Origin of the sequence: Bacillus cereus, assembly GCF_002561295.1 — a bacterium.
In the GTDB taxonomy this organism is placed as follows: domain Bacteria; phylum Bacillota; class Bacilli; order Bacillales; family Bacillaceae_G; genus Bacillus_A; species Bacillus_A cereus_S.
Window position 1 is genome coordinate 204,615 of sequence record NZ_NTUG01000009.1, and the last position, 20,343, is coordinate 224,957.

A 20,343-nucleotide genomic window follows, 5' to 3' on the forward strand; every position below is an offset into this window, starting at 1 on the left:
ATTCTGAATATAATTTCTTTTGAAATTACTACGAATTATATCGTTTATATATATGAGTGTCAAGAAAGATATTTATTTTTTGTCGAAAAAAAAGAAGTTTTTCTTCTTTCAAACAAAAAACTACTACGAAAGAAGCTTACTATACAAATCGCTATCATAAAAAAGAATCTTCGCATCAAGCACGAAGATTCTTTTCAATTTATGGTACAAGACGCGTACAATCTCTCGGAAATGCACTCGCTTCTCGCACATTCGATAATTCTAAAAATTTATATACAAGCCTTTCTAGCCCAATCCCAAATCCTCCATGTGGCGGGCACCCATAACGAAATGTATCAATATAAGATTGGAAATTTCCTGAGTGTAATCCTTTTTCTTTAAAAGAAGAAAGTAACATATCGTAATCATGAATGCGCTGCGCACCTGATGTAATTTCTAACCCTTTATACAATAAGTCAAAGGAGTCTGTAACCTCTTGATTTTCTCTATTCGGCATTGTGTACATCGGTCTCGCTTCTTTCGGATAATGTGTAATAAAAACAAAATCACTACCGTATGTTTCCTTCACATATTTTCCGAGTAACTTTTCGCCCTCTGTATCTAAATCCCCTGCTGGTGATTCTTTTTTATATTTTGTTTTTAATATACGTTGTGCCTCTGCAAGTGTAATCTTTGGAATTTCTGTAATGATAGGAACTGTAACTTGTAAGAGTTTTAACTCTTTTTTACATTTCTGCTCAACTTGTTCAAACATATGGCGTAAAACATTTGCCTCTAATGCCATCACTTCATGAAAATCATGAATAAATCCAAGCTCTACATCTAAAGAGATATACTCATTCAAATGACGAGAAGAATTGTGATGTTCAGCTCGATAAACAGGAGCGATTTCAAAAACACGTTCCAATCCACCTGCGACCATCATTTGTTTATAGAATTGAGGCGATTGAGCTAAATACGCTTCTTTCTGAAAATACGGGAGCTTAAACACATTCGCTCCACCTTCTGCTCCTTGCGAAACAATTTTCGGTGTAAAGATACGTGTGAAATCGTTCTCTATTAGAAATTCACTAAATGCCTGTACGAGCGTAGATTGAATCGTAAAAATTGCTTGTATCCGTTCATGACGAAGCGATATGACGCGCTCATTTAACATTTGATCTAAACCAACTTGCAACTTTCTTTTATTCACTTCAAAAGGAAGTTGTTCGGAAGTGTTTAGTACCTTTACTTCTTTTACAATTACTTCCACGCCTAATTCTGTTTTTGTAGTTTCTACAAGTTCGCCAATAATTTGAACAACACTTTCTACATCTATTTTATATCCAGCTAACTCCTTTTCTAACACACATTGGATGACACCTGTTCGGTCACGTAATAATAAAAAACTGATATTCCCGAGATGCCTAATTTTCTTTACCCAACCTTGTAATAAAACTACCTTTTGGCTAGATGTTTTACATTCACGAACGAGTGACCGCTTCATTGTTTGATCCATTATTTTTTCCTCCTATGTTCTCATATTTATTTACATTATTGTTGTCATCGTCATCATCCACGGTCACTCACCTCCTTTCAAAGAATACAAAAATCCGCCCCTATAAATAGGGACGGATTTTTCCGCGGTACCACCCAAATTGTCATACTGACCATCTTAGACCTGATAACGGTAGGTACCGTTTGCTTTTACTAATCATCACGTTCAAAGCAACGCTCACAGGTGTCTTTCCATCATGCGGTATCGCAATCTTTTCAGCAACCGATTGCTCTCTGTAGACCCTTGCACCATGTACTTTTCCTGTTCATCACTTTTTATATTTACAGAGTATTCTATTCCTTTAAAAGAAAAAATGCAAGTTATTTTTCTTTATTTTCTGATTTTAATTTCAATTCCATTGTCTTCTACTGCCATCCTTCATAATCTCGTCACTAATACAACATCATTTTCATTTGCTACTTTTTCAATTTCTTTTACTATATCCTTTTTATTTAAAAACATCCGTACATTATCTTTTGAATACTTTTCATGTGTAGCTTCTGCAATTTTCTCAGCAAGCTTTCCATTCTTCAATTTTTTCATTTCATTACATAGCGCTTTACCTTTCTACGCATATTAGTAGTAAATTTATTCTGGAGGTTTATACATGAGAAAAATTGTAAGTTTCTCGTTCTTGCTACTATGTATGCTTATGACAAATGAAGTATATGCCTATTCTCCACAGTCTTTACCCGTCTCGCAACATTCAAAACAATGGAAAATCAATATTGATGAAGTCAAACAGAAAGACAAAGACATGTTGCAACCTAAAAAAGGTGTTTTTCACACCTATCACTTCTCCGTACAAAACATCGGAAAAAATGAAGTATACAACGTTCAAGTAGAAGTATTTCGAAATGAACCGAACAAAGAAACAAAATATGAACTATTTTCTTCAAAAGAAGGTCGGATAGCAAGTGGAAAAATAGGATTTGAGCATGCGAATTTTCCTGTTTCTACAAAATCAGATGAAGTAGATGTCACGATTACATGGCAAGAGCATCCATTTCGAGCAATGCGAAATGGTCAAAAGGTCGAAGGCAGAAAGTTTAAAGTGCACTTTGTATTTAAAGAAACAAAAAAATAATGCTCCCTCCCTCAAAAAAGCCGTGATTAAATGAAAAACCACGGATTTTTTCTTATTCACAATATTAATTTGTACGAATTCCGCGTGCTGCCCAAATGCGGTCAATTTCCGCGGCATGTTGTCCCCCATATAAAAGAGCATCTGCTTGTTTAATCGCTTTTGCTCCATCATTGAATTTAGCATTTGGTGTTAACGACCAATGCGATTGTAAAATGATTTTTGTTGCTACATCACGACCGAAAGCTTGTGCCATTTCATACTCACCCTGTGCCCAAATTTCTCCATCTGCGTGTACTTCATTTTGCACATCTCTTGGGTACACCTTATTATTATCTAGTCGGCGTAAACATGTTGGATTAGAACTAGAATAAGAGGTTGCATCCCATTCTCCTATACATGCTTTTCCATATCCTGTATTTGATGTAGCGTCTTCATAAGTTGCACCTAAGAAATCTCCAAATCCTTCTCCCATTGCTCCGCCTTCTGCAGAATTTCCGAAGCCTGGCACTTGATTATCTTGAATCGAATGCCCATATTCATGTGCGATAATTCCCGCATCCTCCGCATCATCTACTCCACCCGTTCCAAATGTTAAAGCCTTTGTTGATGGAGAGTAGAAAGAATTATCATCTCTCGTTCCGTTCACATTCACTTTAATAGAACGATTATTAATATTATTAAAACCTATTTGTTGGATATAACGTTGTAAAGTGTCAATATGATAATATGCCATCACATCTTCAAAACTATCATTTGCACGTGTGTAATTAAATTGAAGAGTTGACGATTTTGTTTTTGCTTTTGACGAAATAGTGACATAATCTCCAACTAAAAAACCAGTTCCATTTAAGCCTTTTAAAGTAACGGTTTTTAATTGATTATTTAATGTTGCTGAATCTGCATCATTATTATCCTTTAATCCAGTTAAACTACCACTTGATACGACAGGATTAGGCATAAACACTTTCCCTGTCCCCTCTGCTTTCCGGTTTATATCAACCTTTTTAATTAACTTTCCACTCTCAGCATCAATAAATGTTTCCCATGCACCAAATGGTTGATTGGAATGGACTACAACTCGATATACTGGAATAGCAACGCCATCTTCAATAACATAACCAAATTCATTCATTGTTGGAGCCCATAGATTTTGTTCACTTTCTCCACCAACATATGCCTTTGATTTTTGCTCCGCATCTTTCTCACTAATTTTTTGCTTTATTTCTTTTACCTTTTGAACAGGTTGGTAATCCGAAACCGCAAGCAACCCCTGTCCTTTTCCATTAAGAGTCACGGTTATTTGCCTTGAAAATACAGGGGAACCATTTACTACTTGTTGAAACCTAACATAAGAGGCTACTTGTGTATCCGTTGTTGAAATATATTGCAAGTCTGATAGGTCTGGTTTTAATACATACTGCGCGGCATTCGCTTTTAAATATTCAGCTGCTTTTTCCTGAGGAGAATATCTATCTATCTTTACCTGCTTCCCTTCTACCGCTGAAGCAGTAGATACTGTTCCTAATACTAACGGTATTGCCGCAGCAATTGCCACTACTCTTTTTTTCAACATTCGAATCACTCTCCACTCTCTTTAATAAATTTTTGAATGTACGAGTAATTCTATAAAGTTGATTACATTACCTTTCTCTTTTTCACACGAATAGATAAAGTAATATTTTCTCAACATTTGTGCATGAAAGTAATACATACTTTCGAAAAATATAACTCACTATGAGTATTGCATAACATATTTAAAGGACGTTTTCCCTATGGAAATTAAAAGAAGCATTATTGAATTCGATTTTGTGTTAACATTTACTATTTGTTTTTTCATTTTTTGTATATGATTTAGGGTTATGGAGAAATAAATTTTCTAGAGGACCTATAGAGTGGATTATGCGAAAGATTACTGGGTGAATTATGAATTGATCAATCTATTTTTTATAAATAAAACCATAGCTAAAGACACTAGGATTTAGCTATGGTTTCAATAATTTTTAAATATTGCACATCACCTAAACCATACTGAGGAAACAAAGGAAATAAATCTTTCAGCAATTCATCATGAGGTTTATGTAGATGTTTTTTTATATAAGCTGTGATTTCATTATCTTTCTTTAAGTATTCCAAATATAATCTGATCCCCTGAAACATGACCGGCATCAATTGATCTTTCGGAAGATAATGCTGGATCAATACCTGTCGATAAATTTCTTTATAACCTGCTGGAGATATTTCAATTTCTTCTACCTCATAAGTCATTTCATCCACCATACAAAAGAATACTTTACCTTTATATCCCACTTGCTCTAAATATGCCAGCACCGTCAGCAAATTCATCTGACAGAACATGTCATCACCAAACCATAAAACAATGCATTTGTAACGTTTTTCAAGCAGTAGCTTCAAAGGAAGAATGGTAATATTCTCATATTCTTGTAAAGATACCTGATGTCCTAAAGTTCTTAATCTTTTAAATTCATCACTAAAAATCATCTCACTTGTTTCATGTGAACACATAGCTTCATTAAAAGGAACATAATCACTTTTTCCCATTAATTGATGTATTTGAAATTGCTCGTACATTGCCTGTCCATTTAAAATATTCAATATCTCTCGATCAAACTGATCCTGGATTTTGTTCTGTAAAGTTTCAATATTTAATTTTTGTGAAATGTCTATCATAATCACCTCTCCTACATGTGTTCTAAACAAAAAGAACTATTTTTATATAAGTCGTGTTTCTCTATCATTTTCAACCACAAACAGATAATAGTCTGTCTCTTTTGCAGACAAAAAACAAAATCCTGCATGATTCATACAGGATTTTATTTTTGCAATTTAGCTAGCTGGACTTAATTTGATTCGAACCTTTTTCTCACCTAAAGAAATTTCATCATCTTCTTGTGATAATGCTTGAAACGTAAATTGTTTTACTAATAAATTTTCTTCTAATAAATCTTTATGCTTTGTTAGCGTGTTTTGTAATTCATCCTCTGTATCTAAAATAACATCTACTCGCAAATTAACTGGTAAATTTAATTGTTTTCGATATTCTTGAACGGCTCGAATAAACTCACGTGCCATTCCTTCTTGTAACAATTCATCTGTCACATTCGTATCTAACATTACGGTGTATTGTCCATTTGAAGCATTAGAAAACCCTGCTTTTGGTACCTTTTCTACTAATACATCTTCAAGTGTTACGGTAACTTCTACTTCTTCCCCAGATTCAAGCTTGCACACTGCTTTTTCAGCCCCCATAAACCCTTGTACTTCTTCTTGTGATAATTGTTTCAGCCATTGATTTACAGCATTGACGTTCTTCCCAAACTTCGGTCCTGCCGTCTTAAAATCAAGCTTTAATTGGTACGATGTATATTTTGTTTCATCTAATTCTACATGAAATGATTTTACATTCAGTTCATCCATTACAATATCACGATAAGATTCCCAATCTACTTTCTGCTCATGATGATCGAGTAGTACAAGTTCTGCTAATGGCTGTTTTACTTTTAATGCATGTTGATTTCGGTTGCTACGTCCAAGCTCAACTACTTGTAAAACGGCATCCATTTCTTGTTCTAGCTTTGTTTGAATACATGCTTCCTTTGCCTCTGGATAATCCGCTACATGAACACTACTTCCTTCTAAATTAAGATGAATATCTTCTGCTACAAATGGTGTAAACGGAGCAAGTAACTTACTAACTGTAACAAGGACTTCATGAAGTGTTTCATATGCCGCTGCTTTTTCAGGATTCATGCCAGACTCCCAAAAACGATTGCGAGAACGTCTCACATACCAGTTACTCAGTTCATCTACAAGCGCCGCAATTTCACGAGCTGCATTTGTAAATTGATAATCTTCTAATGCGGTTCTTACTTTTTTCGTTGTACTATGAAGACGTGATAGTACCCACTCATCTAGTTTTGTTCTCTTAACCTCGTACTTCCCTTTCGGATCGTATCCATCTAGATTTGCGTACAAAACATAAAAGCTGTATACGTTCACAAGCGTATCTACAAGTTTTGACTTTGCCTCTTGTACTGTTCTTTCCGAGAAACGTTTTGCATTCCACGGTGCACTGTCAACAAGAAGAGCCCACCTTAGTGCATCTGCACCAAACTTTTCAACTAACTCTACTGGATCTAGTGCATTCCCTTTACTTTTAGACATTTTCTGTCCTTGTTCATCTAGCACATGCCCAAGAGATAATACACGCTTGTAAGGCACTTTTCCAGTATATAAAGCAGATACTGCTAATAAGCTATAAAACCAACCACGCGTTTGATCAACACCCTCTGCGATTACATCTGCTGGAAATTGCTCCTCAAAAAGCTCTTTATTTTCAAAAGGATAATGATATTGTGCAAATGGCATCGAACCGCTATCAAACCAAACATCGATTACTTCAGGCGTACGATTCATCGAGCTGCCGCATTTTTCACAGCATACCTTCACTTCATCTACATACGGTTTATGAAGCTCTAAATTTTCTGCTACCCGCCCCACGCTATGTTTTCTTAATCCCTCAATACTCTTCGGTGCAAATTGATGATCACAGCTTTCACATTCCCATACATTTAACGGTGTTCCCCAGTAGCGTTTTCGGCTAATATTCCAGTCCACCATATTCTCTAAAAACTTTCCAAATCTTCCGTGTTTCATATGATCTGGATACCATGTGACTTCATCATTATTTTTCAAAAAGGTCTCCTTGATTTCAGTTGTTCGAATAAACCAGCTTTCCCCAGCATAATACAGAAGCGGTGAATCACAGCGCCAGCAATGCGGATAACTATGTTCATATTTCTCTTTATGATATAGTAATCCTTCTCCGGCTAAATAACGAACAATATCAACATCACATTCTTTCACAAACTTCCCTTGTAAAAATGGAACAGCTTCCGTATACTTCCCTTGCTCATCTACAACATGAAGAAACGATAACCCTTGATTCTGTACAACTTTATAATCATCTTCCCCATAAGCTGGCGCGATATGAACGAGTCCCGTTCCGCTATCTCCTGTAACAAAATCCGCCGAAATAACACGGTATCCATTTGTAACTTCCTTCATTGGAAATAGAGGTTTATAGGAAAGACCTACTAGTTCTTCTCCTTTATGAGTAGATAATACTTGATATCCATCTTTTAACACATCATTTGCACGCTCTTTTGCGACAATATAAACCTTTTCATCTTTCTCTGCTTTCACATATTCCATATCTGGATGTACAGCAAGTGCTACATTTGCAGGTAATGTCCACGGTGTTGTTGTCCAGCCAAGTAAATATTCATTTTCACTATTCTGCACCTTAAATTTCACAGTCGCACTTAAATCTTTTACTGTTTTATATCCTTGCGCCACTTCATGTGAACTAAGTGATGTTTGGCAACTTGGACAGTATGGCGAAACTCGATGACCTTTATATAACAAGCCTTTTTCATGAATCGTCCCAAGAATATGCCATACACTTTCGATGTAAGGGTTTTGCAATGTGACGTATGGGTTATCCATATCGACCCAATATCCGATACTCTCAGTAAATTCACGCCACTGCTTCTCATACGTAAATACACTTTCCTTACATTTTTGAATAAATGGTTCAATTCCGTATTCTTCAATCTCATGTTTACCAGAGATACCAAGCTGTTTTTCAACTCCTAATTCTACCGGTAATCCATGTGTGTCCCAGCCAGCTTTTCGGAGTACTTTATATCCAGTCATTGTTTTATATCTTGCGACTAAATCTTTAATTGTCCGTCCAAGCGCATGTCCCACATGCGGCAATCCATTTGCAGTTGGTGGCCCTTCATAAAAAACGAAAGATTGTGCACCTTCACGATTTCGAATGGATTGCTCAAAGATATGCTGCTCGTTCCACTGTTTGCGAATACGTGTTTCTCTCCCTACAGCTGATTCTTTTACATCTACCTTCTCCATTTACAATCACTCCTTTGAAATTTTGTAAAAGCACACAAAAAACCCGTCCCTATAAATAGGGACGGGTTTACCCGCGTTACCACCCTAATTCTATTAGCATCTTCACCAATAGCACTTAGCAACGTACTAACATACGCGATCTTTGTAACGGTAGACATCCGTCCGAGCTTACTTTATTCAGCCACGGATCCTCGGAGATGATTTTCAAATAAAGTCTGTACATCGGCTTTCAGCATAACGCCGACTCTCTGGGGAACAGTACAATATTTTACTCTTTCTCGTCTTCAGATTTGTATACTTTTATTAACAGCTATTTTATTCCATAAAACAGATAATTGTCAATCAATTCAAAAATATATTTTCATTTTCACCCTAAATTTCGAATCGTATACATCATGAAAAATTTCTATTACTTTATCGTTTCCCATACTTCCACTAAATCTTCATCATCTTCCGCAAGTTTTGCAAAAAATCCAGTTTCATCTTCATGAAGAACTGTTTCAAGTTCTACTTTCGCCTCATCATTTCTCTTTAAAACAGCTAAATAGCATGCTCTATTGTATCGAACTAACAAATCCGAAGAATCGAAAGATAATATATAATTTGTTAGCTCTTCTGCCTTTTCTGTTTTTCCAATCTGGTGATAAGACGCTGCTAATGCGAGAAACATCGCATGATTTTTGGGATGATGCAAGACTCCCTCTTCTAACATTGAAATAGCATCTTCAAATCTTGCTTCACTTTGATAGATTTCCACTAAAGCAAGGAATGCACGACTCACAAAAGGCATTCTTTCAATTAATTGTAAACAGATTTTTTCTGCCTGTTTCTCTTCCCCTAACATGAACAAAACATTGGAATGTAATAACAGAGTGTTATAATCATTTGGCTCTTCTCTAACCATCTGTTTGATGAATTCAAGAGCACCTCTTAACATCTCTTCATCTTCATCACCGTGTTCAATGAGAATTTTTACAAGTTGTCTTGCCGTATTAACATCCCAAATGCTTTCTAATGAAGTTTGTAATACATCGATCGCTTCTGTAATCATATTTCCATTTTCATAAAACATCGCTAAACGCTGTGCTGCCATACTATTTTTAGGATTTAATCTTAAGGAAATTTCAAATAAATCAATAACAGTTGTAATACGTGAGATCTCTTTCGCACGGTTTTTCATTCGATAAAATGCTCTTGTAAAGATTGATTTCTTCAGTTCTTCATTTTGTTGTTTCGCAGTTAGCCTCTCAGCAAGTGCAGAGGCAGCGTACATAAATGCAGTACTTCTTTCTTTTTTCTTAACGGGCAACAAATGGAGAGAATCTCGTATTTGAGATACTTTCTGCTGCTGTTCTATCGCTTGAACATACACTTCAAATACACGCTCATTTTCAATATCTTGTCTTATTAAACTTGTAACAAATGGAATCGCTTCTGAATCCCTTTTTCTAACAAGTACTTTTGCATAGTGATATCGTACTTCTACATGTTCCTCATCCATTTGTAAAGCTTCTCCCACTAATTTTTGTTCTTTCTCTCTCTCTTTCATGACCCCATATACATATGCAAGAGCATCTAAACGCCACATTTCATTTACTTTTCCAGCTAATTTTTCTAACTCAGATAAAAGCTCTTTATGAAGATTATTTTCTACCGAAAGCTCTGCCACATACTCCATATTGACGATGACTGGGTCTTGCAACATTGCTTGAAGCATATGATATTGTTCTTTCAAGCGATTTTCTTCTATTTCATATATTTCCGCTAACTTCAAATGTACCCCTATAAAGTTTTCATCTATTTCTAAGCAAGTTTCATAGGCTTTTTTTGCCGACTCTAATTCCCCTAATACCATAAGAGATTCACCAATGCGACAATACGGAAGCGCACTCGTTCTGCGCTTTATTGCTTGATTGTATCGTTTTATCGCTTGATCATACTGTCCGATAGATTCATATAAAATACCAGCATAACAGCCATACTCGATTACATCTGGTCTTTCCTTTCCTAGCTTTCTTAAAAATGCAATTCCACGTTGTACAAACGTCGTTCCTTCAATTCTATTTACATACTCTTCTAACATACTCGCTATATTATTTTTCAAGCAGCGAATACCATCTTCTAACTTCGACAACGCTATCTTTAATTGTTCTTCATTAGCCCCTAATTCAATTTCAGCGTCCCATAGTACCATTCCTGCATTCATTAGAAACTCATCATGTTGTTCAAATTGTTTTTCCATATTTAAAATATAATGCTTTGCATCACCATACTGTTCTTTTGCCATATAGATTTGAATCAAACCAAAGTGAGAATAAACGTCTCTATTATTTTTTTCTAAAGCACGTTTATATATTTTTTCAGCTTCTTCAAATTCATCATGTTGAAAGTGTAAATCTCCTAATCGAACATATAATGACGATGATTCTTCACAATTTTCGATCCCCTGCAATAGAACTTCTTCTGCACTCTTCCTATCTTCCACATCCGATTCATATATTTCTGATAGTTTCACGTATGAATATGGAGCTTCTTTATCTAATTGAATTGCAATTTGAAGTCCTTTAATAGCTAAATATAATTTTCCCATTTGATGTGCACATTTGGCTCTTTCATACCATATATGCGCTTCATACTTATATTCTTTTAGTAAATCATTAAACACTTCATATGCTTCCTCATAACGCTCTAAATCCATTAAAATCAAACCATGATTTACAAAAACAAATCTATCCGGGTGACGCTGAATTGCAATTTGTGACATTTTCAAGCCCTGTTCAGACTGATCGATATACATATATGATAATGCTAGAAAACTCCATGCGATTGGTTGGTCAGCATCTAATTGTAATGATGAACGAAAGCTAGAAATTGCCTCCTCATACTCCTCTTTCTCTAAAGAATAGCGTCCATGTATAAAGTGATACAATGCTTGATTATTCTTTTTCTCGACACTTTGTAAGACATCACTAGCTCGCTCCATATCTTGTATACGGATAAAGCATTGTGCACTATGAAGCTTAACAAAGTCTGAATCTGGATATTTCTTTATTAACCTTTCAGCACAAAAAAGAATAAACTCCTGATTTACTTCAACATCCATATGTTTAATTGTATATAACCACGTGTACGGATTTTCGCTTGTCTCTTGTAAAAAAGATACTAGTTCTTCAATCCCTTGTTTATCCTGTTCTTCTAAATGATCCGTCAAAGAGAATAGCTTGCGGAAATATACATCTTCCTCTTCTACTAAAAATGACAATTGTTCCTTTTCCTCCTTAGGAACAAATACAATAGATAGGCCATCGGTGTAACGATATCTTTCTTGTAGCTTCTCATATTCAATAAAAAGTGGTTCCAAAAAGTTAGGATCTTGAACAAAAAAAGCTTGTAACTGATCATCATATCCAGAAAGAACTTGAACGTGGGATGCATGTTCAATATCTATACTTAATAAAACTGGAATGTTTTGATCCAGTAATGCTTTGTAGTTCTTTTCAGTTCCTTTAAAATAACGGCAAACATAACCTAGTTTTTCCAAATAAACAACCGTATCTGAAAACTTTGATCCTGTTACATCGAATATATGATTTGCGACCTCATCTTGTGTACGACTTTCCCCCCATATACGGAGCATCATCTCCAAGCTTGCTGGAACACAATAATTATCCTTTTGTACAATTGGTACTATTGGTAATCGTACCTTTTTTCCTGTCGGGCATTTTTCTATATTATGATATAACGACTCCTTTAAACTTATTTCTGTTTTTAGTAGAACAGATAAATCCTGAATCTTATTCATTTTATACAACGCTTCTGCACGTAAATGTGTAAAATATACTTTATACGAATGATACGGCAATATCCGATTGACCTTATCTATTATAGTTAGCATTTCCTCATAACGCTGTAAATCTAATAAATGTTTCACCTTCTCAAAATAAAAATACGGTACTTGCGGAAACTGATCTATCGCGTCGTCAATTAGTTGTAACGCTCGTTTCTGCTCGCCTTTATATGCATACAGCTGTGATAATAGATAGATTGCTAATTCTTCGTTTTCCTTATGATCCATTCCAGCTAAAAGCGAGTTCTCTGCTTTCTCCCATTCTCCTGTTTGTATATAAAAATAGCCCCATTTATCAAAAACTGGACGTGTACTATAACTCTCAGCTTTTTTCATATATTGGAGTGCTTCTTCATTTCGTTTCATTTCTACTAGGCACCTTACCAATGTAAAATATGCTTTAGATAAAATATTAGAATCTATTTGATCTACCTTTATATCTTCCAAGGCGTCCTTTAATAATTTTTCAGCATCAAGTACTTTTCGGTCATCTATTAGCTCATCACAATATAAAGAGAGCGTTCTCATATTTGGAAATTTTTTATATGAATAGCGGATTAAAAAGGCACTATATTGGTGCATAAGCCCTTCATCTGTAAGACGGATTATTGTATCAAATTCCTCAGTGGATGAAATCGAAGAGAGCCACTTTTTTACATAAGATAGCGTATTTATTTCTCGTATATGTGCAATTTCTTGATGTATTTCTTGCAATCCATCTACAAACCGCTTCTCTTTCAAACATGCTTCTAATCGCCTAAATTCTAACATGCATTCACCTCGAATAATTATTTTTATACACCTATTTGCTTGCTTCGATTTTACATAGCTTATATCCTGTATTCAATCATACACATTATGCATTATATTTTTGCATGTATTTAGTTTAATTTTATAAGTTTTTTTATATCTTATCTACATAAAAAAACCGTGAATTATTCACGGTTTTTTCCTTTCGAAAAGCTAATCGCAATTGTTCCAGCACCTGCATGAACAGCAAAGGATATAGGAAGTGGGTAAATTAAAAACTTCATTTCAGGAAATATTGCTCTGAAATCAGCAATCCATTCTTCTGCCCCTTCTTCATCATTCGCATGGAAAACATGTACTACTTCCGGCAGTTCTTTTTCAAGTTCGCTTCGCATATATTCTTTACATTTTTGTATTTTGCGAACTTTCTTCTCAAGCACAAGTTCGCCATTCTTCACTTCTAAAATTAGGTTTATACTTAGTAAACTACCTAGTATAAATTGTACGCCCTTCACACGTCCACTTGCATATAGACCTTTCAAATCCTTCGGAAATACATAGTAAGGACTACGTTCCACATGTTGTATTGTCTTTTCTATATCTTGTAAAGTCATACCTTCACGGTATAACGTTTGCGCTTTTGTTAAAATTTCATCCATTGGATAACTCGTTGTTTCACTATCTATTACAACTAGAGGAAATCCTGCCATTTCTGCAGCAAGTTTCATATTTTGGTAAGTACCACTTACTCTTCCACTAATTGTGATAGCAAATCCTGCTTCATATTCTTCTTTACATTTCGAGAAAAGAGCAACCATTTCTCCTAAATTTGGTTGTGACGTCGTTACTGTTACACCTTCTTTTAACGCATCGTAAACACGTTCACGAACACCTTCTTCACAGTCTTTATAGGCTGTACCATTAATAACAATTTCAATCGGTATAACAAAATTATCTGCACCTGTTGTAAAGTTTGCAGTTGTACTATCAGTAAACCAAGCAACACGCTTCATGTTGTTCCTCCCTTGTGTTTGTCCTTTTCTTGCACTTTTCCCACAATTCTATCTATTTTAGTTACAAAAAAGGACTATGCCCTGTTATCATAACAAGACTATCTCTGTTTTTCCATAGGAGATAGGTGATTTAAGCAAGGTTTTCAAAATTAATATCGAATCTATTTTCATTCGTACACGATTTTGACATATTTACTTTTAGAAATACTATCAAACTAAAAAATAAGACTTCTAACATTGATCAAGTATTTCTTCTCTGAGCTTTCTTTATTTCCTGCATATACATGATATACTCCTTATTCTATCAGTTCGTAAAAGAAAAAGGATACTATGAAACCATAGTATCCTTTAACATCTTCATATTATAAAATTGTTTTGCTTACATTTCTTCTGGAGCACCCATTCCAAGCAAGCGCAATCCTTCTTTTAATACCACTATTACTGCATAAACAAGTGCAAGTCTACTTTCCTTCTCTTCATTATTTTCTAAAATACGAACATTTCCATAATATTTATTAAATGCTTGTGCGACATCTAACAAATACTTCGCAATATGTGAAGGTTCATTTTTAGAAAAGGCTGTTTCAATGACCTTAGGGAATCTATTTAATAATTTTATCGTACTCCAACTATGATCATCATTTAGCGCGAACGATTCTGTTTCAAATTCAACATTTTCTTTTCGTAAAATAGAGCAAGCACGTGCATGCGTGTATTGAACATACGGTCCTGTCTCCCCTTCGAATTTCAGCATCTTTTCTAAAGAAAACTCAATATTGTGCATACGCTCATTTTTCAAATCATGGAAAATAACTGCCCCAACACCGACTTGCTTAGCCACTTCCTCTTTTTGCTTTAAGTCTGGATTTTTCTCTTCAATGTTCTGCTTTGCAAGCATAATCGCTTCTTCTAATACTTCCTCAAGTAATACTACTTTCCCCTTACGTGTGGACATCTTTTTACCATCTTTTAAAATGAGTCCAAATGGTACATGAGCCATCCCATCTACCCAATTATAACCAAGTTTCTTTAATACCGTGAAAAATTGTGTAAAGTGCAAGCTTTGTTCTGCCCCTACTACATACAGTGCTTTATCAAATTCATATGTGTTTTGACGATAGAGTGCGGCTGTTAAATCGCGGGTTGCATAAAGCGTTGCTCCATCTGACTTTTTAATTAAACATGGCGGCATATCTTCTTTTTCTAAATTGACAACTTGTGCTCCATCTGATTCTTCTAATAACCCTTTTTCTTCTAAAATCTCAACAAAATCATCCATCTTATCATTATAGAAAGCCTCTCCTTGGAAGTTCGTAAATTCAACACCAAGAAGTTCATAAATGCGAGAGAACTCTTTTAAAGATTCATGACGGAACCAATTCCATAAAAAGACCGCTTCTTCATCACCATCTTCTAATTTCTTAAACCATGCACGCCCTTCTTCTTCTAGCTCTGGGTTTTCTTTCACTTCCTCGTGGAAATGAACATATAACTTAAATAATTCACGAATCGGATCTTCTTTTACAAGCTCTTCATTTCCCCATTTTTTATATGCAGTAATTAATTTTCCAAACTGTGTTCCCCAATCACCGATATAATTGATTCCTACAACCTCATATCCACACTTTTCAGCGATATGTTTTAAAGAGTTCCCAATCATCGTTGAACGTAAATGTCCCATGGAGAACGGCTTCGCGATATTTGGTGAAGAGTAATCGATTACTACTGTTTTTTCTTGCCCAAAATGTCCCTGTCCGTATTCTTCTTTTTCAGCTAAAATCATTTTTAATACGTCATCACTTACGATATGACGGTTGAAAAATACGTTCACATATGGACCAACTGCCTCCACTTTTGTAAAAAATGAATCATTTAAATTCTCAGCGACTTCTTTCGCAATAATTGCTGGTGCTTTTTTATATTGCTTTGCAAGCATAAAACAAGGGAATGCTGCATCTCCAAATTCATCTTGCTTCGGAGTTTCAATTAGACCTGTAATCTGTTCCAATGATAACTCTGATTCGATCACTTCAAATAAACTTTTTGCAAATTTAACTTTATATTCCATGTTACTCCCTCCTTATTTTTTAAAACACAAAAAACTCGTCTCTAAAAAAGAGACGAGTTATCACCCGTGGTACCACCCTTGTTGTTCCGAAGAACCACTTTCCCTTTTATAACGAGGACAGGGGGCCCCGGCTTACTCTACTATTCATTTCAAGCAGCGTCTCCGAAGTGCGCTTCATCCGTTTCTCCGTACTAGGCTCTCACCATCCCTAGCTCGCTTTACTTCTGAACCAGACTACTCTCTTCATCTACGACATTTTATATGATTGATTATTGCTTATTATACATCTTTTCAAATAATTAGCAAGGTTCAATTACACCAAAATGAAATTTTGCGCTTTTTCTTTTACATACATGAAAGTTATGTTTTTCAAATCGCGAACTACGAAAGTGATCTTTTAACACGACACACTTTCTCGCGACACGCTTTGCTTCATAAATCGTCTCATCTGTAATATTGTTATACAAAGCAAAGTGTTTTAAACCTCGAATTCCATCAGATTCAATTATTGTTTCTTCAAACATTGGATCCAGATATACAACATCATAACTATCGTCTTCGCAGTTCTTTAGAAAATCAAAATGTTCGGTTTCCTTCACTCTAATTCTACGCATTGCTTCATCAATTTCTGGTATTCCCGCACACCACTGCTTTAAACCTTTATTCATTATATAAGCCATATAGCAATTTCCTTCAAGACCTGTTACAGATCCCTCTTTTCCAACAATATAGCTCGCTACAATACTATCTGATGCCATGCCAAGCGTACAATCTAACACAGTCATTCCTTTTTCTAATTTTGCAGCTTGTACAAATGGATCATGTTCTCCCCGCATTAATCTTTTCACACGAAACATTGCAGAATTAGGGTGGAAAAAGAACGATTCTTCTGTTCCTTTTGGATAAATTGCTAACCGATTCTTCCCTACGACAAGTACATCTTGTTCAAACTGTTTATGCAAATTAGATATAGATATATCATTCCGTACGACAAAAGAACATTGTAATTCTTCCGCTACCTCTTTTGCATAAGTTGTCATTTCCTCATTCGTTCGCCCTGCTGTTGTTACAATCATCGTTTCACCTCATATATAAAGAAAAAAGGGAGAATGACTCCCCCCTTTTTAGCAATGCTTTTCAAAAGCCTGTTCTAAGTTATTAATAATCTCTTCCATTGTTGCTCCTTCAATTTCATGACGATGAATGAAGTGAACAACTTCGTTTCCTTTTAATACTGCCATAGATGGTGAAGACGGTGGAATCTCTCCGAAGTACTCACGCATTTTTGCAGTTGCGTCTTTATCTTGTCCTGCGAATACAGTTACAAGGTGGTCAGGTTGTTTCTCAGAACGTACAACTGCTTGACCAGCTGATGGACGAGCTAAACCAGCTGCACAGCCGCAAACAGAGTTTACAACAACTAATGTTGTACCTGTCGCATTTTCCATATATTCTGTTACAGCTTCTTCAGTAGTTAATTCTTCAAATCCAGCACGCACTAATTCTTGGCGCATTGGAATTACCATTTGACGCATATATTCTTCGTATGCATTTGACATCTTGTAATCTCTCCTTCAACTTTCATTCCAAATTCATCATATCACGCTCTTATAATAGGTGCAAAAGAAAGATAGCAATGTTTTCATTTTTTTGAAGGAATTTCACAAACGCCTTCATGGCAGTGTCCAACAGGTACGAGTTTTCTATTATTGGCAATATAATCATACACTTTATTTCCAAATCCAAGTAAAATAGATACTTTAATAAAAGGTACCGCGAACCAGTATAACGGCACAGCTTTCGCTAATATATATATACTACCAATTCCGTCATACCATTTATCATTTTTTAAAATGTAAAGTCTTTGTTCCATCTTTTCTTGTATCTCTTCGGAAAGTTGATACTCCTCCACGACATCTTTATCACGAAATGAGACAAACTTCATCTTACCTTTTTTATCAAGATTCTTCGTACGCTCTGCCACTGCTGTGCACATCGGACACCAGCTATCATAGAAAACAATCATAGGATTACTCTCCTTTGCGAGACTCCGTCATTTGTTTCCAAACAGATCCTTTCGCTTCTTCTCCGCCTTCAATACGTTCTAATGCTAATCGAGCCTGCATTGCCACTTCAAACTCTGGATCATCTTGTGCAACGCGCAGAGCTGGAATTGCACTTTCATCACCGAGTTCAAATAAGAACATTGCTGCACGCCAGCGTACTAATTTACTTGAATCTTTCAGTGATTTAATCATAACAAACATCGCTGCTGGATCCCCTACATCTGATAAACAGTCTCCCGCAGTACGGCGCACACTTACAGATCGATCAAGTAAAGCCTTATAAAGTAATGGCAATACTTCTTCACCTTTTACCATACCTAAGTACGCTGTTGCCAGACGACGAATCGATACTTTCTCATCTTCTAGCGCTTTCTTCAATACGGGAATATCTTCTTCTGTAGGATCCATTTGCTCAAGCGCTGCATAGCGGTTTTTCCAATCCGGATCTGCCATCATTTCCTCTGTTACTTTATATGGTTCACGCTTTGTAATCGTTACTTCTTTAGCGCCTGCTTGATCTAATAATTCTTTTACAGTTTTTTCAACGCGTTCCTCTGGATAAGCAGCGACAATTTCTTCCACTACTTCTTTTCCAATTTCTTCAAAGTTGCCGTAACGTGTGCTTTGCTCTACCCATTTGCGCTCTTTCACAACGTTAGGCGCAGACATTTGCACTTTCATAATCGCTTCTTTAAAATGGTCTGGTAAACCTACTCGTTCTTCCGTTGTTCCATCTGTTAATTTCACCTGCATCGGAATTGTAAAGAACATTTGAATGAACACTTTCACTTCACCAAAATGTGAAAGTTGCTCTCTCTCCTCTTCTTCAGTTACTTCTTCTCCAAACACAGCACGAACTTGTTGCAACAGTACTTTCCAGTCATACTTTGCATTTCTCTCTACTGCTAAAAAGTCCGCAACATGATATACACCTTTAATCCCTTCAATTTTTAAAATTTGTTGTACTTGCTCTGGTGCTTGTTCTGTATTTTCGTTTGTATAGTTATTACGTGCCCCTGATGGTAACACTTCATTTAAGATAACTTTCATTGTATTTGGACTTGGCGTCGGTTCAATTGCTTTAATCTTCACGTAAATAAACTCTCCTTTATTGCTTGTTCTTAGCTGTATTGTAACATGTTCTAGCACTATACTCCTACTGAGACGCTTGCTTTTTCTAATCCCGATTATAGTCTTAGTAGAATTAGTGAATATCATGTAACAACTATTCCTATTTACACATCCTTTTTACTACCATGTTCCGTCTCTCTTCCACTCAAAAAATTAGATTGATAGTAGACATCCCATTCCTTCCACTAAATTTTAATATGAGAAACTTATTATCCGTAAATAAAAAAGGTATTGCTTTCCGCAATACCTTTTCTCTATTACCATAAATTCATTTTATGATGTACTACAACTATTTTGTTAAAGATACTTCATCCTTTTCTTTCATGTCACGCTCAAGTTTCGCAATTTTCATATCAAATGTATCACGTTCATGTTCTTCATTCATACGAAGCTCTAAATCACGAATATGATCTTCAATTTCTTCAAATCGTAAGAACGGATTATTCTCATCCATTTTATGAAGAGCTGTATTCATACGACGGTTCGCATGTGCCATATTTTCGCGAGCCATTAATTCCATGCGCTTTGCATTCATTTCTTTTAACTTATTTTTCATTTCAGAAAGGCGGCGCTCTAACTCATCGATTTGCTCCACTACACCTGCATACATCTCTTCTAAGCGGGATACTTGCCCTTCGTAATATGCGACTTCTTCCAAAGCACGTTCATGCAATTGCATTTCCCCTGCTTCTTGTGCGATGATCGCTTGCTTTGATCTCTTATTTACGAAGTAACGAGCCTGCTCAAGTTCACGAGCGAAGTTAGATTTTAATGTTTTATGACGCTCGATTAATTTTTCAATTTTTGTTACTTCACGCTCGCTATCACGTAAATATTGGTTTAACATAGCGATTGGATTTTTTCTTTCTTTTTCATCTAAAACATTATGAAA

Annotated in this window: 14 protein-coding genes and 3 other annotated features; of the genes, 1 reads left to right on the plus strand and 13 read right to left on the minus strand. The window is 35.6% G+C overall.

Going from position 1 to position 20,343, the window contains the following annotated elements:
- Positions 1-199 precede the first annotated feature (199 nt).
- Together aspS and CN373_RS25505 are read right to left on the minus strand one after the other, a co-directional pair.
- Positions 200-1,498 (minus strand): aspartate--tRNA(Asn) ligase, encoded by a 1,299-nt coding sequence (aspS, locus tag CN373_RS08210; protein ID WP_000372947.1) that lies wholly within the window; start codon positions 1,496-1,498, stop codon positions 200-202.
- Between the two features lie 105 nt (positions 1,499-1,603).
- Positions 1,604-1,815 (minus strand) — a binding site (T-box leader).
- A gap of 100 nt (positions 1,816-1,915) precedes the next feature.
- Positions 1,916-2,080: a hypothetical protein gene (locus CN373_RS25505; protein WP_165770746.1), complete on the minus strand. Its 165-nt coding sequence runs from the start codon at positions 2,078-2,080 to the stop codon at positions 1,916-1,918.
- Between the two features lie 64 nt (positions 2,081-2,144).
- Between CN373_RS25505 and CN373_RS08220 the strand changes: the two genes are divergently transcribed.
- The gene (locus CN373_RS08220) at positions 2,145-2,624 is read left to right on the plus strand and encodes a hypothetical protein (RefSeq protein ID WP_098359061.1); all 480 of its coding nucleotides are present in this window, start codon (positions 2,145-2,147) and stop codon (positions 2,622-2,624) included.
- 64 nt (positions 2,625-2,688) lie between these two features.
- On the opposite strand, the gene CN373_RS08225 is transcribed toward CN373_RS08220, so the two are convergent.
- From CN373_RS08225 to CN373_RS08275, 11 genes are all read right to left on the minus strand, one after another.
- The gene (locus tag CN373_RS08225) at positions 2,689-4,197 is read right to left on the minus strand and encodes a M36 family metallopeptidase (protein ID WP_000914785.1); all 1,509 of its coding nucleotides are present in this window, start codon (positions 4,195-4,197) and stop codon (positions 2,689-2,691) included.
- 398 nt (positions 4,198-4,595) lie between these two features.
- Positions 4,596-5,312 carry a hypothetical protein gene (locus tag CN373_RS08230; protein WP_000565552.1) on the minus strand — a complete coding sequence of 239 codons (717 nt, stop codon included), beginning with the start codon at positions 5,310-5,312 and terminating at the stop codon, positions 4,596-4,598.
- Positions 5,313-5,468: 156 nt separating this feature from the next.
- Positions 5,469-8,576, minus strand: a complete 3,108-nt coding sequence (gene ileS, locus CN373_RS08235; RefSeq protein ID WP_098359062.1) for an isoleucine--tRNA ligase — start codon at positions 8,574-8,576, stop codon at positions 5,469-5,471.
- A gap of 54 nt (positions 8,577-8,630) precedes the next feature.
- Positions 8,631-8,870, minus strand: a binding site (T-box leader).
- A gap of 115 nt (positions 8,871-8,985) precedes the next feature.
- Complete coding sequence (locus CN373_RS08240) at positions 8,986-13,194, minus strand: bacteriocin-processing peptidase family protein (protein ID WP_098359063.1); 4,209 nt, start codon at positions 13,192-13,194, stop codon at positions 8,986-8,988.
- A 164-nt stretch (positions 13,195-13,358) separates the two neighbouring features.
- Positions 13,359-14,186, minus strand: coding sequence for a DegV family protein (locus CN373_RS08245; protein ID WP_098359064.1), 828 nt, complete (start codon positions 14,184-14,186; stop codon positions 13,359-13,361).
- Between the two features lie 379 nt (positions 14,187-14,565).
- The gene (argS, locus tag CN373_RS08250) at positions 14,566-16,254 is read right to left on the minus strand and encodes an arginine--tRNA ligase (protein WP_000456041.1); all 1,689 of its coding nucleotides are present in this window, start codon (positions 16,252-16,254) and stop codon (positions 14,566-14,568) included.
- A 45-nt stretch (positions 16,255-16,299) separates the two neighbouring features.
- Positions 16,300-16,513 (minus strand) — a binding site (T-box leader).
- 40 nt (positions 16,514-16,553) lie between these two features.
- Entirely contained in the window at positions 16,554-17,330 is a 777-nt protein-coding gene (locus tag CN373_RS08255; protein WP_098359065.1) for a class I SAM-dependent methyltransferase, read from the minus strand.
- Between the two features lie 48 nt (positions 17,331-17,378).
- Positions 17,379-17,813 carry a BrxA/BrxB family bacilliredoxin gene (locus CN373_RS08260; protein WP_000063700.1) on the minus strand — a complete coding sequence of 145 codons (435 nt, stop codon included), beginning with the start codon at positions 17,811-17,813 and terminating at the stop codon, positions 17,379-17,381.
- Between the two features lie 83 nt (positions 17,814-17,896).
- Positions 17,897-18,280, minus strand: a complete 384-nt coding sequence (locus tag CN373_RS08265; RefSeq protein WP_098359066.1) for a thiol-disulfide oxidoreductase DCC family protein — start codon at positions 18,278-18,280, stop codon at positions 17,897-17,899.
- 4 nt (positions 18,281-18,284) lie between these two features.
- A complete protein-coding gene (locus CN373_RS08270) occupies positions 18,285-19,412 on the minus strand; it encodes a conserved virulence factor C family protein (RefSeq protein WP_098359067.1) in 1,128 nt (375 codons plus the stop codon).
- A gap of 328 nt (positions 19,413-19,740) precedes the next feature.
- Positions 19,741-20,343: PspA/IM30 family protein (locus tag CN373_RS08275; RefSeq protein WP_098359068.1), on the minus strand; the 603-nt coding region annotated here is incomplete at its 5' end.

Coding starts and splice junctions, on each gene's coding strand:
- CN373_RS08265 (WP_098359066.1), bottom strand. CDS start 18,280: ATGATTGTTTTCTATGATAGCTGGTGTCCGATGTGCACAGCAGTGGCA.
- CN373_RS08225 (WP_000914785.1), bottom strand. CDS start 4,197: ATGTTGAAAAAAAGAGTAGTGGCAATTGCTGCGGCAATACCGTTAGTA.
- CN373_RS08230 (WP_000565552.1), bottom strand. CDS start 5,312: ATGATAGACATTTCACAAAAATTAAATATTGAAACTTTACAGAACAAA.
- CN373_RS08220 (WP_098359061.1), top strand. CDS start 2,145: ATGAGAAAAATTGTAAGTTTCTCGTTCTTGCTACTATGTATGCTTATG.
- CN373_RS25505 (WP_165770746.1), bottom strand. CDS start 2,080: ATGAAAAAATTGAAGAATGGAAAGCTTGCTGAGAAAATTGCAGAAGCT.
- CN373_RS08260 (WP_000063700.1), bottom strand. CDS start 17,813: ATGTCAAATGCATACGAAGAATATATGCGTCAAATGGTAATTCCAATG.
- aspS (WP_000372947.1), bottom strand. CDS start 1,498: ATGGATCAAACAATGAAGCGGTCACTCGTTCGTGAATGTAAAACATCT.
- ileS (WP_098359062.1), bottom strand. CDS start 8,576: ATGGAGAAGGTAGATGTAAAAGAATCAGCTGTAGGGAGAGAAACACGT.
- argS (WP_000456041.1), bottom strand. CDS start 16,254: ATGGAATATAAAGTTAAATTTGCAAAAAGTTTATTTGAAGTGATCGAA.
- CN373_RS08255 (WP_098359065.1), bottom strand. CDS start 17,330: ATGATTGTAACAACAGCAGGGCGAACGAATGAGGAAATGACAACTTAT.
- CN373_RS08240 (WP_098359063.1), bottom strand. CDS start 13,194: ATGTTAGAATTTAGGCGATTAGAAGCATGTTTGAAAGAGAAGCGGTTT.
- CN373_RS08245 (WP_098359064.1), bottom strand. CDS start 14,186: ATGAAGCGTGTTGCTTGGTTTACTGATAGTACAACTGCAAACTTTACA.